The sequence below is a fragment of the Viridibacillus arenosi genome, from assembly GCF_001955655.1.
GTDB lineage: Bacteria > Bacillota > Bacilli > Bacillales_A > Planococcaceae > Viridibacillus > Viridibacillus arenosi.
In genome coordinates, this window is sequence record NZ_MSPW01000001.1 from 609,898 (window position 1) to 626,202 (window position 16,305).

Annotated in this window: 13 protein-coding genes and 1 other annotated feature (1 of these 14 only partly in view); all 13 genes read right to left on the minus strand. The window is 39.1% G+C overall.

Going from position 1 to position 16,305, the window contains the following annotated elements:
* Positions 1 to 133: 133 nt before the first annotated feature.
* The 13 genes from pyrE to ileS all read right to left on the minus strand — a co-directional run bounded on the left by pyrE (position 134) and on the right by ileS (position 16,239).
* Complete coding sequence (pyrE, locus tag BK137_RS02990) at positions 134 to 766, minus strand: orotate phosphoribosyltransferase (RefSeq protein ID WP_038183935.1); 633 nt, start codon at positions 764 to 766, stop codon at positions 134 to 136.
* Positions 766 to 1,476 carry an orotidine-5'-phosphate decarboxylase gene (pyrF, locus tag BK137_RS02995; RefSeq protein ID WP_038183933.1) on the minus strand — a complete coding sequence of 237 codons (711 nt, stop codon included), beginning with the start codon at positions 1,474 to 1,476 and terminating at the stop codon, positions 766 to 768. Before pyrF ends, pyrE begins: the two co-directional genes overlap by 1 nt.
* Positions 1,477 to 2,388 carry a dihydroorotate dehydrogenase gene (locus tag BK137_RS03000; RefSeq protein WP_038183930.1) on the minus strand — a complete coding sequence of 304 codons (912 nt, stop codon included), beginning with the start codon at positions 2,386 to 2,388 and terminating at the stop codon, positions 1,477 to 1,479.
* Positions 2,385 to 3,161: a dihydroorotate dehydrogenase electron transfer subunit gene (locus BK137_RS03005; protein WP_038183927.1), complete on the minus strand. Its 777-nt coding sequence runs from the start codon at positions 3,159 to 3,161 to the stop codon at positions 2,385 to 2,387. The genes BK137_RS03000 and BK137_RS03005 overlap by 4 nt, the downstream gene beginning before the upstream one ends.
* Complete coding sequence (carB, locus tag BK137_RS03010; RefSeq protein ID WP_038183924.1) at positions 3,158 to 6,355, minus strand: carbamoyl-phosphate synthase large subunit; 3,198 nt, start codon at positions 6,353 to 6,355, stop codon at positions 3,158 to 3,160. Before carB ends, BK137_RS03005 begins: the two co-directional genes overlap by 4 nt.
* Positions 6,348 to 7,448: a carbamoyl phosphate synthase small subunit gene (locus BK137_RS03015; protein WP_038183921.1), complete on the minus strand. Its 1,101-nt coding sequence runs from the start codon at positions 7,446 to 7,448 to the stop codon at positions 6,348 to 6,350. The genes carB and BK137_RS03015 overlap by 8 nt, the downstream gene beginning before the upstream one ends.
* Positions 7,445 to 8,722, minus strand: a complete 1,278-nt coding sequence (locus BK137_RS03020; protein ID WP_038183918.1) for a dihydroorotase — start codon at positions 8,720 to 8,722, stop codon at positions 7,445 to 7,447. The genes BK137_RS03015 and BK137_RS03020 overlap by 4 nt, the downstream gene beginning before the upstream one ends.
* A 1-nt stretch (position 8,723) precedes the next feature.
* Positions 8,724 to 9,602: an aspartate carbamoyltransferase catalytic subunit gene (locus BK137_RS03025; RefSeq protein WP_038183914.1), complete on the minus strand. Its 879-nt coding sequence runs from the start codon at positions 9,600 to 9,602 to the stop codon at positions 8,724 to 8,726.
* A gap of 160 nt (positions 9,603 to 9,762) precedes the next feature.
* Positions 9,763 to 11,058: a uracil-xanthine permease family protein gene (locus BK137_RS03030; RefSeq protein WP_038183911.1), complete on the minus strand. Its 1,296-nt coding sequence runs from the start codon at positions 11,056 to 11,058 to the stop codon at positions 9,763 to 9,765.
* 30 nt (positions 11,059 to 11,088) lie between these two features.
* Entirely contained in the window at positions 11,089 to 11,628 is a 540-nt protein-coding gene (gene pyrR / locus BK137_RS03035; RefSeq protein ID WP_038183909.1) for a bifunctional pyr operon transcriptional regulator/uracil phosphoribosyltransferase PyrR, read from the minus strand.
* A 210-nt stretch (positions 11,629 to 11,838) separates the two neighbouring features.
* Positions 11,839 to 12,753 carry an RluA family pseudouridine synthase gene (locus tag BK137_RS03040; protein ID WP_038183906.1) on the minus strand — a complete coding sequence of 305 codons (915 nt, stop codon included), beginning with the start codon at positions 12,751 to 12,753 and terminating at the stop codon, positions 11,839 to 11,841.
* On the minus strand, positions 12,750 to 13,229 hold the full coding sequence (gene lspA / locus BK137_RS03045) for a signal peptidase II (RefSeq protein ID WP_038183904.1): 480 nt from the start codon (positions 13,227 to 13,229) through the stop codon (positions 12,750 to 12,752). The genes BK137_RS03040 and lspA overlap by 4 nt, the downstream gene beginning before the upstream one ends.
* A 241-nt stretch (positions 13,230 to 13,470) precedes the next feature.
* Positions 13,471 to 16,239, minus strand: a complete 2,769-nt coding sequence (gene ileS / locus BK137_RS03050; RefSeq protein ID WP_038183901.1) for an isoleucine--tRNA ligase — start codon at positions 16,237 to 16,239, stop codon at positions 13,471 to 13,473.
* Positions 16,240 to 16,286: 47 nt separating this feature from the next.
* Positions 16,287 to 16,305: a binding site (T-box leader), on the minus strand; it runs 208 nt beyond the window's last position.

Genomic DNA, 16,305 nt, shown 5'->3' on the forward strand with positions numbered 1-16,305 from the left:
TTAAGCAACATATATACAATTATTTTCTTCATTTAAAATGATTCTTTATAAAGTAGCATTTTGCACAATAAAAAAACTAGCAAGAGATAATTTCTTTTCTCTTGCTAGTTTAAAAGCACCTATATTTGTATTATTATTTTAAGTTCCCGGCTTTTAAATCAGCATGCCATTGTAGTAAACCTGGAATGTCTGATTCATTAATAGCACCTGATTCTTTTGCTGCTTCAACTAATGCTTCAAAGTTTGATAGGCAATAGTAAGGAACACCCACTTCCGCAAAAGCCTGTTCAGCACGTGGTAATTTATATGAATATACTGAAACGACACCAAGTACTTCAGCGCCTTCACGACGAAGTGCTTCTACTGCTGTAATGCTAGAACCACCTGTCGAAATAATATCTTCTACTACAACTACTTTTTGACCTTCAGAAAGCTTTCCTTCTGTTTGGTTACCACGACCATGGTCTTTTGGTTTTGAACGTACATATACCATAGGTAAGTCTAAAATGTCGCTTACCCATGCTGCATGTGGTATTCCCGCTGTTGCTGTACCAGCTACTACATCTGTTTCCGGGAAATTTTCTTTAATAAGCGCTGCAAGGCCGTTTGCGATTGTTGTACGTACTTTTGGAAAAGAAATTGTTAAACGTGTATCACAGTAGATTGGTGATTTAATACCTGATGCCCAAGTAAATGGATCATTCGGACTTAGCTCTACTGCTCCTACTTCTAACATACCTTGTGCTACTTCTTTTTGAATTGTCATTATTGTTGTCCTCCCCATAATTGCTGTACAGCATGGTACGCTTCAACTGGATTTTCTGCTTGTGTAATAGCACGACCTACAACGATTTGCGTCGAGCCTTCTTCGCGTGCAAAATCAGGTGTAGCAACGCGTTTTTGATCATGTGCAACACCACCAACCATACGTATACCTGGTGTTACTTTTAGGAAGCTTTCTCCACATACTTCGCTGATTGCTTTTGCTTCAAGTACAGAGCAGACAACACCATCTAAACCAGCTGATTGTGCAAGTTTGGCATAATGCATTACTGATTGATCTAAAGATAAATTGATTTGTTGCTCGTTTTGCATTTCCTCTTCAGTCGTCGAGGTTAACTGAGTTACTGCAATTAAAACTGGTCGCTTATTACCTTCCTCAGTTCCCTCTTTTAATCCTTCAAGAGCAGCCGCCATCATATTTGAACCGCCTGCAGCATGGACATTGACTAGGTCCACACCAAGTTTTGCTAAGCCCTTCATCGCTGATTTCACCGTATTTGGAATATCATGCAGTTTTAAATCTAAAAAAATGTCGTGACCTTGTGCTTTAATTTTGCGTATAATGTCTGGCCCTGCTTGTAAATAAAGCTCAAGACCCACCTTCACAAATAGTGGCTCATTGAACTGAGAAAGAAATGTCATTACTTTCTGTTCATCTGGAAAATCTAACGCGATAATAGGCTTATTATTCATTTAGCGGTGGCTCCTTCCAATTACATCTGTTAATTTGTTATAACCTAATTCATCTAGCTTTTGTGGTAATGCTTCTATAATATTTGGGCAGACGAATGGATCCACAAAGTTTGCAGTACCTACTGCTACAGCACTTGCCCCTACAGATAGGAAGTCGATAACATCCTCTGCAGTTGCAACTCCTCCCATTCCAATGATCGGAATATTAACGTTTCTGCTTACTTCATGGACCATACGAATTGCTACCGGTTTAACAGCTGGACCTGATAACCCTCCAGTACCGTTAGCAATAATCGGTTTTCCTGTTCTCGGATGCAAACGCATACCGATTAATGTATTAATCATCGTAATACCGTCTGCTCCGCCTGCTTCTACAGCTTTTGCGATTTCAGAAATATTCGTTACATTTGGTGATAATTTTACATATACAGGTACATCTGATACCGCTTTTACTGCTGCCGTTAAGTCACTTGCTGATTTCGGATCTGTACCGAATTGAATACCACCACATTTAACATTTGGACATGAAATATTCAACTCTAATGCATGTACATTTGGTGCTTTTGAAATAGCCTCTGCTACTGCTACATAATCGGCAGTTTCTGTTCCAGCCACATTAGCAATAATCGGCACATCATATTTTTCTAACCATGGAAGTTCATGTGATAAAACATGCTCTAAACCTGGATTTTGTAAGCCAATGGCATTTAACATACCCGCCGCTGTTTCAGCAACACGTGGCGTTGGGTTACCTGAGCGTGTTTCTAATGTTGTAGCTTTTATCATTATTGCACCTAGCTTTGATAGATCATAAAGCTGTGCATATTCTTGTCCAAATCCGAAGCAGCCCGAAGCTGGGATAATTGGATTTTTTAATGATAAGCCTGGTAATTCGACTTGTAATCTATTCATAGCTTCACAACTCCTCTTGGGAAGACTGGACCGTCAGAACAGATCTTCAAGTATTCTTTTTCTGTTGCATCTGTTGTATTACATACGCAAGCATAGCAAGCTCCGATGCCGCAGCCCATACGTTCTTCAAAGGAAAGGAATCCTTTTTTATCAGGATAAGTTTGCTCTAATGCCCCTAGCATCGGAGTTGGTCCACAGCTATAAAAAACATCAAATTTAGGTGCTGTTTCTTTTAATAAGTCTGTGACAAATCCTTTTGTTCCTTGACTACCATCTACTGTTACGATGTATGTGTCGTCTAAATTAGAAAATTCCTTTTCGTAAAAGACGTTGTTTTCAGATTGGAATCCTAATACGTGAATCGTACGTACTCCCTTTGCATGCAATTCTTTTGATAGCTGATACAAAGGAGGAACTCCAATACCACCACCAACTAATAGTGCTGTTTGCCCTGGTTCTACTTCTTCTACAGGGAAACCGTGTCCTAGCGGGCCAAGTACATCCACTTCTTCACCTGGTCGTTTTGCCGATAAGATTGTAGTACCACGACCTTCTGCTCGGTAAATCATTGTGAACTGCAATAGTTCATGATCAATTGATGCGATGCTAATCGGTCTTCTTAGTAAAGGTTCAAATGTATCCGTTACACGTACATGGACGAATTGACCCGGTTGTTTCATATCTAGGACAAGCTGACCTGTTAAAGTCAGCTCAAAAATATCCTCAGCAATTTGCTGTTGGCGTACAACTTGCATACGTTCTTGGTGAATCATCCTCGCACCTCCTGCTTAGGCATTTCTTCAGCTGTAAAGGTCATAGATTCGATTACTCGAAGCATCGCCTCTGCAGTATCAAGAGATGTTAAGCATGGAACCCCATTTTCTACTGATTCACGGCGGATACGGAAACCGTCACGTGCAGGTTGTTTTCCTTTTGTTAGTGTATTGACGATTAATTGAGCACCGCCATTTTGGATAACGTCTAGTAAAGTAGGACCATTTGATCCGATTTTATCAACAACACTCGCTTTTATACCTGCTTCTTCAATTGCTTTTGCAGTACCTGGTGTTGCTAAAATACTATAGCCGATATTCGTAAAGCGTCTAGCTAAAGCAATTGCTTCGTCTTTATCTTTGTCCGCTACTGTCATTAAGACTGAACCGTGATCCTTAATATCCATTCCAGCTGCTACTAGACCTTTATATAGCGCTTTTTCTAGTGTACTATCTTTCCCCATTACTTCACCTGTTGATTTCATTTCAGGTCCTAATGTAATGTCAACCCGACGCAATTTAGCAAAGCTGAATACTGGTACTTTCACGTAAACACCTTTTTGAATCGGTGCCAAACCAGTTTGGTAACCTTGTTCCACAATTGATTGACCCAGTATCGCTTTTGTTGCAATATTCGCCATCGGTAAGTTCGTAATTTTACTTAAGAACGGTACTGTGCGTGATGCACGTGGGTTTACTTCGATAACATATACTTCGTCATCAGAAATTACATACTGGATGTTCATTAAACCTTTGATTTCCAAACCTTTGGCTAAACGAGTTGTATAGTCTGTTAATGTATCAATATGTTTTTGAGACAGTTGTTGAGGTGGATATACTGCAATCGAGTCACCTGAGTGAACACCTGCACGTTCGATATGCTCCATAATACCTGGGATCAAGACGTTTTCGCCGTCACAAATCGCATCTACTTCAATTTCTGTACCAGTTAAGTATCTATCAACTAATACTGGGTGCTCTGGGCTAGCTTCAACCGCATGCTCCATGTAATACTGTAGTTCTTCTTCGTTATAAACGATTTCCATTGCGCGTCCACCTAGTACATATGATGGTCTCACTAAAACTGGGAATCCGATTCTCTTAGCAATAACAATCGCTTCTTCTGCAGAAGTAGCCGTTTTCCCCATCGGTTGTGGGATACCGATTTCGTGTAGTGCTTCCTCGAAACGGTCGCGTGATTCAGCACGGTCAATTGCATCTAGTGATGTTCCTAAAATTTTCACGCCTCTTGCTTCCAATTTATCTGCTAGGTTAATAGCTGTTTGGCCACCAAATTGTACGACAACACCTTTTGGTTGTTCAAGATCAATGATGTGCATAACATCTTCGATTGTTAATGGCTCGAAGTAAAGCTTATCAGAGATTGAGAAGTCAGTTGAAACTGTTTCTGGGTTTGAGTTAATAATGATTGCCTCGTACCCTGCTTCTTTAATCGCCCAAACAGAGTGTACTGTTGCGTAGTCAAATTCTACCCCTTGTCCGATACGAATTGGACCTGATCCAAGCACGATTACAGATTCACGATCTGACTTGATTGATTCATTTTCATCTTCGTATGTACCGTAGAAGTATGGTGTTTCTGATTCAAATTCAGCAGCACATGTATCTACCATTTTGTAAACTGGTACGATGCCATTTTCTTTACGGAAGTCATAAATCGCTGACTCTGTTGTATTCCAAAGTTTCGCAACGGTTTCATCTGCAAAACCAATACGTTTCGCTTGGCGCAATACGGCTTTGTCATGCGGATTATCTTTTAATACAGTTTCATAATCAACAATGTTTTTAAATTTATTTAAGAAGAATAGATCGATTTGGCTCCATTCATGGATTGTTTCGATAGTCACACCTCGACGCAACGCTTCTCCCAGGAAGAATAGACGCTCATCTCCTGCTTTACGGATACGTTTTTCAATCCATTGATCTGACAGCTCTTCAGGATTTTTCATTTCAATATGTTTATGGCCAGTTTCAAGTGAACGAACTGCTTTTAGCATAGCTTCCTCGAAATTACGGCCGATTGCCATTACTTCACCAGTTGCTTTCATTTGAGTACCTAAGTTACGTTTTGCATTTTCGAATTTATCGAAAGGCCAGCGTGGAATTTTCGCCACAACATAGTCTAGTGCTGGTTCGAAGCAAGCATAAGTTTTGCCCGTAACAGGGTTCATCATTTCATCTAATGTTAAACCGACTGCGATTTTCGCTGCAAGCTTCGCAATTGGGTAACCAGTTGCTTTTGAAGCAAGTGCTGATGAACGTGATACACGTGGATTCACTTCAATAATGTAGTAGTTGAAGCTGTGTGGATCAAGGGCAAGTTGAACGTTACAACCACCTTCGATTTTAAGTGCACGAATGATTTTAAGCGATACATTACGTAGCATGTGATACTCACGGTCTGATAAAGTTTGAGATGGTGCAACTACAATTGAATCTCCTGTATGAATCCCAACTGGATCCACATTTTCCATGTTACAAACTACGATTGCATTGTCTATAGAGTCACGCATTACTTCATATTCTATTTCTTTGAAACCTGCGATTGATTTTTCTAGTAAACATTGTGTTACCGGGCTATATTTTAGACCAGATGTCACGATTTCGTTTAAATCTTGATCGTTATAACAAATACCACCGCCAGTTCCGCCAAGCGTGAATGCAGGACGAACGATAACTGGATAACCAATTTTTCCAACAAAAGCATGTGCTTCTTCTAAGTTGTGAATAATGTCTGATTCTGGTACAGGAACCCCTAATTCATACATTAAGTTACGGAACAAATCTCGGTCCTCTGCTTTATTGATGGCATCAAGTTTTGTACCAAGGATTTCAATGTTTAGTTCATCTAAAATACCTGATTCATGTAATTCAATAGCCATGTTTAAACCCGTTTGACCACCTAAAGTTGGTAGGACTGCATCTGGGCGTTCTTTACGGATTATACGTGATACAAACTCCAATGTAATTGGTTCGATGTACACTTTATCTGCAATTTGAGTATCCGTCATAATTGTTGCTGGGTTTGAGTTAATTAAAATGACGCGGTAGCCCTCTTCTTTTAATGATAGACATGCTTGTGTTCCGGCATAGTCGAATTCTGCAGCTTGTCCGATTACGATTGGGCCTGAGCCGATTACTAAAATGGTTTTGATATCTTGACGTTTAGGCATGGTGTTGCTCCTTTCTAGTATCTACATTCATTAACTCGATAAATTCATCAAATAAGTGGTTTGAATCTTCTGGTCCTGGTGATGCTTCTGGGTGATATTGTACTGTGAATACTGGGTATTTTTTATGTTTTAAACCTTCGATTGTTCCGTCATTTAATGCAAGGTGAGTAACTTCTAAACTAGTTCCTTCTAGTGAAGCTGGGTCGATTGCATAGCCATGGTTTTGAGAAGTTAGTTCAGTACGTCCAGTTTTTAGTTCTTTTACTGGATGATTAGCACCACGGTGCCCAAATTTAAGTTTGAATGAATCTGCGCCACAAGCTAGTGCGAAAAGTTGATGTCCTAAGCAAATACCGAACATTGGCACTTTTCCGATTAGATTTTTAATTGTTTCAATTGCTACTGGCACATCTTTTGGATCTCCAGGTCCATTTGATAACATTATACCGTCTGGATATAAAGCTAAAATTTCTTCTGCTGGCATATTGTATGGTACTACAACGACGTCACAGTCACGTTTGTTTAACTCGCGCAAAATACCATGCTTCATACCGAAGTCCATTAATACAACTTTTTTACCTCGACCCGGGCTTGGATATGGTGTTTTGGTAGAAACTTGCTCTACTTGGTTTGTTGGGAATGTAGTTGATTTTAATTTTGCTACAACCTCTTCAACAACTACTTCTTCTCCTGCTGCTGTTAAAGTAGCTTTAATCGAACCCATTTCGCGAATCAAACGAGTTAACTTTCTTGTATCAATCCCTTCAATACCAGGGATTTTTTTCATTTTGAAGAATTCATCTAATGTTGTGTCACAACGGAAATTTGATGGTGTTTGTGCTAATTCGCGTACAACGAATCCTTTTATTGCAGGGTCAATTGTTTCAAAATCGTCACGATTAATACCATAGTTACCGATTAATGGATATGTCATTGTCACAATTTGTCCTGCAAATGATGGGTCAGACAATGTTTCTTGATAGCCTGTCATTCCTGTTGTAAATACAACTTCTCCGTCTGATGCTAAGTCACTACCGAAGGCTTGTCCTTCAAATACGATACCATTTTCTAAAATTAACTTTCTGTTTGTCATTGTGCTTCCTCCCATACGATGTTACCTTCAAAGATTGTCATAACTGGCCAGCCTTTTGCTGTCCATCCATTGAATGGTGTGTTTCTACCTTTTGATACGAAACCTTCAGCATCAATTGTTTGTTCTTTATTTAGATCAAGTAAGATCAAATCTGCCGATACCCCAACTTCGATTTTGCCATATGGTAAGTTGAATAACTCAGCTGGTTTTGCAGCCATCCAATCGATTAATTGTTTTAATGTCCATTTACCTGTTTCAACAAATTTTGTATACAGTAGTGGGAACGCTGTTTCAAAACCGACAATGCCGAATGGTGCACCTACCATACCACAGCATTTTTCTTCAACTGTGTGTGGTGCGTGGTCTGTTGCGATACAGTCAATGGTGCCATCAAGTAATGCTTCATGTAATGCTTGTAAGTCATCATTCGCACGTAAAGGTGGATTCATTTTCCAGTTTGCATCATCTGATGGAATGTCCATTTCTTCTAATAGAAGGTGGTGCGGACAAACCTCTGCAGTAACTTTAATGCCGGCTGCTTTTGCATCACGTACTACGCGTACCGATTCTTTTGTTGATACGTGACATACATGGTAATGTGCACCTGCTGCTTCAGCTAGTAAAACGTCACGGGCGATTTGCACTGATTCACAAACAGATGGTATCCCCGGTAAACCTAGCTCATGATTGCGAGTGCCTTCGTGCATCACGCCATCGTAAATCAATGAATTATCTTCGCAGTGCGCAACGACCGTCATGCCAATTTTCGCTGCATCTTTCATTTGCTCAAACATAGTTGCTGCTTCTTGTACACCAACACCATCATCAGAGAATGCAACTGCACCATGTGCTTTTAAATCTGTTAAGTTTGTGCGTTTGTCGCCAGATTGTGCGACTGTTAAAGACCCATAAGGTAAAACGCGAATGACTGCACTATCTTCAATCAAACTATTTATGTAGTCAAGATTTTCAATTGAATCTGGTACTGGCTTAGTGTTAGGCATTGCACAAATTGTTGTGAAGCCACCTTTAGCTGCAGAAGCTGTACCAGTTGCAATCGTTTCTTTATGTTCGAAACCTGGCTCACGAAGATGAGTATGTACATCTACAAATCCTGGGGCTACTACAAGACCTTTACCGTCGATTACTTCAGTAGCCTCAGCCGAGATTGAAGCACCGATTTCTTTAATGTTTCCACCATCTATCAGGATGTCTGTTGATTGAAACTTGCCTTGTTCATTTAACATTTGAACATTTTTCAGTAATTTTGTCATATTAGCCTCGCCCCTTTAAAATATGTTCTAATATTGCCATGCGGATGAATAGTCCGTTTCGCATTTGAGAGAAGATTCTTGAACGCTCACATTCTACTAATGATGAATCAATTTCTACACCACGGTTAATCGGTGCCGGATGCATGATAATTGCTTTATCTTTCATCATTTTTTCACGTTCCTCAGTTAAGCCATATCTTTCTCTGTAAGATTCAACTGTGAATCCATCATATGCTGCTTCACGTTCATGTTGTACACGAAGTAGCATAATGACATCACTCTTTTCGATTAGTTGATCCCAATCTTGATGCGCCTCATACTCACCTTGCCACTCTGGTGGACAAACAAAGTTGACGTTTGCTCCTAAAGTAGTAAGTGCTGTTGCATCTGATTTTGCAACACGACTATGAGAAACATCACCTGCAATTGTAACATTGACCCCTTCAAATTTCCCGAACTCTTTGAATATTGTGTATAAATCTAGTAAAGATTGAGAAGGATGCTGCCCGGCACCATCACCTGCATTGATAATTGATACGTCCAAACCTTCTAAAAGCTCTTCGTAGTATGCATCTTGTTTATGACGAATAACGACTGCATCGATACCACTTTGTTGAATCGTTTTTACTGTGTCGTACAATGTTTCACCCTTTAGCACGCTTGAGAATCCTGCATCGAATGGAATCACTGTAGCACCTATTTTTCTTTCAGCTGATTCAAATGATGTTTTTGTTCTTGTACTTGGCTCAAAAAATAGGTTTGCGATAAAGTATTCTTTCTCTAGTTGTGGTTTCGCACCTGATTCAAATTCCGCAGCGCGTTTTAATATCAGCATAATTTCTTCTTTTGATACTTCATCCATTGACAGTAAGTTTTTCATCATGAGCCTCCTAGTTTATAAATAAAGCCTCCCTAGATTAGTAGGGAGGCTGAGGAAGGATATGACAGGATAAGCATAGCGCTTTTGCACTTGCTTTCGAATCTATATAACCCTTCTTTGCCTCTCTGGGCAATCTGTTAAAAGGTACAGTATTTATATGTTATTCATCCAAATCAGCGACGTCTTTATCGCGACCTGGTAGTACTAAGTTTAAAATGACACCGACGATGGCTGCTAAGGCCATACCTTCAATTGCAAATGTGTCAGAAACTTGCGGTATTTTCAACGTTGCGCCACCGATTCCAAAGATCAGGATAACTGATGCAATGACTAGATTACGTTTATCATCGAAGTCAACTTTATTTTCAACTAGCATTCGTAGACCACTAGATGCGATGATTCCGAATAATAGAATAGACACACCGCCCAACACTGAAGTTGGAATTGTTTCGATAACTGCCATCGCTTTTGAAAAGAATGCCATCACTATCGCTAAAATTGCTGCGCCACCGATAACATATACACTATATACTCTTGTTAATACTAGGACACCGATATTTTCACCGTAAGTTGTTTTCGGTGGTCCACCGATGAAAGCGCTCATTAGTGTTCCTAAACCATCACCTAATAGTGAACGATGTAAACCTGGCTCTTTAATGTAGTTTCGATTCACAACTTTACCCAATACTAATTGGTGGCCAATATGTTCTGAAATTGTGACAATCACGATTGGTACCATCGCTAGAAGCAATGTGCTTGTCACCTTGAATTCATAATCTATTCCTGGTATTAAAAAGTCAGGAAGTGCGAACCATTTCGCTTGTCCAATTGCAGTATAGTCAACAATACCGATTGCTGCTGAGTATATATATCCTACAACTAAACCAATTAAAATTGGCATTGTGCTAATGATATTTTTGAAGAAGATTGTACAAATAATGGCTGCAGCTAACGTAACTAGTGCTGCAGAGAAGTCTGGGAAACTATATATCTTCCCACCATTACCATCTGAAATATTCATCGCCATATCAACTGCGACTGTTGCAAGTCCAAGACCGATAACCATAATAACCGGCGCTACAACGATTGGCGGTAGTAATTTCATAATCCATTTATAACCCGTTTTCCAAATGAGTAGTGAGACTAAGCCGTAAGTTAAACCGACGAACATTGATCCAATCATCGCACTTCCAACACCACCCGAGTGAGAAACAAAGATAATTGGTGTGATAAAAGCGAATGAAGATCCTAAGTAAGCTGGGACTTGAAATCTTGTTACTAATAAGAATATCAGTGTTGCGATACCGCTTGTTAAAAGAGCCATCGCTGGGCTCAAGCCAGTAAGTTTAGGTACTAATATTGTTGAGCCGAACATCGCAAACATATGTTGAGCACTAAGGGTAATAAGTTGGAGTGCTTTTGGTTTTTCATCTATATCTAATACTGTGTTTGCCATATCCTTTTATCCTCACATTCTTTACCTTGCTTATTCGTGAATTGTGACGCAATCCGTAGCATCAACTTCAACCATGTTAACTACGATTCTTTCATTTCCTGATGTCGGAATGTTCTTCCCTACATAATCAGCACGAATAGGTAGTTCTCTATGACCACGATCGACTAATACGGCTAGCTGGATTTGAGAAGGTCTTCCTAAGTCCATGACCGCATCCATCGCTGATCTTACTGTTCGTCCTGTGTATAGTACATCATCTACAAGAATGATTTTTTGCTCTGATACGTTGTCCGTAATATCAACTTGCTGTACTAGTGGCTCTTCGTTGTCTGTTTTTGTTGATAAATCATCACGATATAGTGTGATATCAAGTTCTCCGGTACGGATTTCCTTACCTTCAATTCTATTGATTTTTTGCGCTAACCTTCTTGCTAAATAAGCGCCTCTCGTTTTAATACCGACTAAAATGCACTCATCAATTCCTTCATTACGTTCAATAATTTCATGAGCGATTCGAGTCAATGCTCGATTCATAGCTGGTTCATCAAGTAATACTGCCTTCATTGTCATTATTTTTCCTCCTTTCGTTATGGGCATAAAAAAACCTCTTGAGCAATGAGCCCAAGAGGATATAGGTGTACTTAAGATATGTCGAAAAAAACTTGCATCACAAGGATTTTCCACATTTCACGCATACCTTCTCAGCCTCTCTGGACTGTCTTTAAAGGTGAATATTTTGTTTTTCACTACGACAAGTATATTACGCTAGGACTTAAAATGTCAATAGTTACTTTTCAATTCTTTTAATAACTCTTCATAATCAGCTGGTAATGGCGCCTCAAATTCTAAATATTCACCAGTTGAAGGATGAATAAAGCCTAATACACCGGCGTGTAGAACTTGTCCACCAAAGTCGAGTGTTTTTCTCGGCCCGTATTTTGGATCACCGGCTAATGGATAACCAATATAGTTCATATGGACACGGATTTGATGTGTACGTCCTGTTTCTAGTCTACATTGTACAAGAGTGTAATCCACTCCTAAACGGTCGATTACAGTAAAATGCGTAATCGCATGCTTTCCATTATCAACAACACCCATTTTTTGACGATCGCGTGAATCACGACCTATCGGAGCATCAATTGTTCCTTTATCGTGCGGAATATGACCGTGAACAAGCGCCGTATAACGACGAGTTACTGTCTTATCTACAAGTTGCTGTACTAATGATTCATGTGCTTTATCATTTTTGGCAACCATTAATAAACCAGAAGTATCTTTATCAATACGATGTACGATTCCAGGACGCGCTACACCATTAATGCCTGATAAATCTTGGCAATGATACATTAGACCATTTACAAGAGTACCAGTTGCATGACCTGGTGCTGGGTGTACAACCATGCCTTTTGGCTTGTTAACTACAATAACGTCGCTATCTTCATAGACGATTTCTAAATTTAAATCTTCTGCAACGATTTCAAGTGGTTCTGTTTCTGGTGGGGTTACTGAAATAACGTCCCCTTCTTTGACTTTATATTTTGTTTTAACAGGCTCATCATTTACCATAACGATTCCATCTTTTAACCAAGTTTGAATTTGAGAACGAGACCAGTCTTGTTGCATTGCTGCAAATGCTTTATCAATACGCTCACCATTCAATTCTTGCATTACTGTATAACTTACTGCTGTCATTGTTTCACCTTTTTCTGATTGAGTTTCTCTTCAAAGAGCATATAAATAATTAACATCACAACACCAATTGTTAGCGCTGCATCTGCAATATTAAAAATCGGGAAATCATAATTAATAACTGGGATTAGTACATTTACAAAATCCACTACTTCACCGCGAAATACACGATCAATAAAATTACCAATCGCTCCACCTAATAAGAACATAAGGCTCACTTGAAATAATGGCTTTCCTTTTGCTTCTTTATGAAAATAATAAAGAATACCGATTATTACAGCTACCGTAACAATTGCAAATAACCAAAATTGTCCCTGCAACATTCCCCATGCTGCTCCGCGATTACGATGCGAAAGAAGTCCAAAATAAGGATCCCATAGCATAATACTTTCACCAAGTTGCATGTTTTTAACGATACTCCATTTTGTTAGTTGATCGATAATTACTACAAAAGCTGCTAGCCCATAATATTTATACACCGCAATATCCTCCGTTTACTCTATATCTTAACCATTTTAACATAACAGAGCTATGAATGAAAAAAACTACTCATAAAATACTTCTTTTTGCAACAAAAAAGCCCCTTTCTATGAATAATCGTTGAAAAAGGCAGTCTCTTAAACAAAAATATATTTTTATATTGTTTCTGATATCTTTGAATGTACATTTTTCATATAAAAATGAGCAGTCCGATTAGTTATCGACTGCTCATTTTTTCAATTATGCTTCAGGATAGTATTTTTCTACAACATCCGCACAGTGTGCACATAATGTTGGGTGTGATTCACTTTGACCAACTGTTTCAGAAATTGACCAGCAACGTTCACATTTTTCACCTGTAGCTTTTTCTACAAGAACAGCTACGTTATCTACTACTACTGCTTCTGCCGGAGCTTGTGTAGTTTCGCCGCCTACCACGAATTCTGAAACGATATTCAATTGAGCAAAATTAATATCTTGATCTGCAAGTAAAGATGTAGTTGCTTCATCTGCAAAGACTGTCACTTTTGCTTCTAATGATTTACCGATTATTTTCGCGTTACGCGCTTCTTCTAAAGCTTTTAAAATTGCATTACGAACAGTGATGATTTGAGCCCATTTCGTGCGTAATGCTTCAAAATCTTCTTGTTCAACAGCTTCTGGCATATCAGTTAATTGAACGCTTACTGCCTCTGTGTTATCTAAATACGACCACATTTCATCTGTTGTATGTGGAATGATTGGAGTTAATAATTTTAATAATGCTTGTAATGTATCATACATAACCGATTGCATTGCACGACGGTCTGCATTATCTTGACCTTCGATATACACAACGTCTTTTGCAATATCTAAGTAGAATGAGCTTAACTCAGTTGCTACGAAGTTGTTGATTGTGTGATATACGCTTGCAAATTCATAGTTATCATAATGTGTGCGTACCGCTTTAATCACATCTTGTAATTTCATGTACATATAGCGATCCACTTCACGAAGATCTGCATATGCTACGCGATCTGTTTTAGGATTGAAGTCGCTCACATTACCATGTAGGAAACGAAGCGTATTACGGATTTTACGGTAGACTTCAGAAACTTGCTTCATGATGTCCATCGAAATACGAACGTCAGCTGTGTAGTCTACTGATGCTACCCATAAACGTAGAATATCGCCACCATATTGGTTCATTACTTTGATAGGAGCGATAATATTCCCAATAGATTTACTCATTTTGCGCCCTTCGCCATCTAATACGAAACCGTGAGAAAGTAAACCTTTATACGGCGCATGCCCATGTATAGCAACACTTGTAATAAGTGAAGAGTTGAACCATCCACGGTATTGGTCAGAGCCTTCTAAATAAAGATCTGCAGGGTAGCGTAATTCTGGGCGTTCATCTAATACACCTTGGTGTGTAGAACCTGAGTCAAACCAAACATCCATAATGTCGGTTTCTTTAGTAAATTCGCCATTTGGACTACCTGGATGAGTGAAGCCTGCTGGTAATAAATCTTTTGCTTCACGTTCGAACCAAATGTTTGAACCGTGTTCTTTAAATAGATTTGCAACGTGTTCGATTGTTTCTTCAGTAATGATTGGTTCATCATTCTCAGCATAAAACACTGGAATTGGAACACCCCAAGCACGTTGACGAGAAATACACCAGTCCCCGCGATCACGAATCATATTGAATAGACGTGTTTCACCCCAAGAAGGTGTAAAGTTTGTATCACGAATTGCTTGTAACAATTCTGGACGGAATGCTTCAATTGAAGCAAACCACTGTGCAGTTGCACGATAAATAACTGGTTTTTTGGTACGCCAGTCATGTGGATATGAGTGTGAGAAGAATGAAAGCTTTAGTAACGCTCCTTTTTCTTCTAATGCTTTTGTAATTTCTTTATTGGCATCATTATAGAACAATCCTTCAAAACCAGGAGCCTCTTCAGTTAATACACCACGGTTATTAACTGGGCTTAAAATACCGATATCGTATTTTTTACCGATGTTAAAGTCGTCTTCACCATGTCCAGGGGCTGTATGAACGCAACCAGTACCTGCGTCAAGTGTAACGTGGTCACCACACATAATCAATGCATCACGGCCATATAAAGGATGAGCTGCTACAACGTATTCTAAATCTTGTCCAGCAATTTCACGATCAATTTCGTAGTTTTCCCATTCTAAAGTTTCTGCTACTTTTTCAAGTAAACCTTTAGCTATGATAAATTTCTTATCAGCCACTTTTACTACCGCATATGTGAATTCTGGATTCACGGAAATACCTAAGTTAGCAGGAATTGTCCATGGCGTTGTTGTCCAGATGATAAAGTTTTCATCAGTATTAACTACACCTTTACCGTCTTTTACAGCAAATGCAACATAGATAGATGGTGATTTGATATCTTGGTATTCAATTTCTGCTTCAGCTAATGCTGATTCACTTGATGGAGACCAGTAAACTGGTTTTAAACCTTTATAGATATAACCTTTTTTAGCCATTTCACCAAAGACTTTAATTTGACGCGCTTCGAATTTAGGTTGTAATGTGATATATGGATTATCCCAGTCACCACGAACACCGATACGTTTAAATTGAGTTCGTTGACGATCAACTTGCTCGTAAGCATACTCTTCACAAAGTTTACGGAATTCCGCAGTAGTCATTTCTTTGCGTTTTACACCTTTGTTAGTTAGTGCTTGCTCGATTGGTAGACCATGCGTATCCCAACCTGGTACATAAGGAACGAAGTAACCAGTCATTGAACGGTGACGATTAACCATATCTTTTAATACTTTGTTTAATGCATGTCCCATATGAAGATCGCCATTTGCGTATGGAGGGCCATCATGTAAGATGAATGCTGGGCGATCTTTTGTACGCTCTAACACCAACGCGTTGATGTCCATTTCTTCCCATTTTTCTTGAATTTTCGGTTCATTAGCCGGTAAATTTCCACGCATCGGGAAATCTGTTTTCGGCATTAATAACGTATCTTTGTATTCCATATAAAATCCTCCTCTTTTTTAAGCAAATAAAAAACTCCCCATCCCAAAAAAGGGACGAGGAGGAAT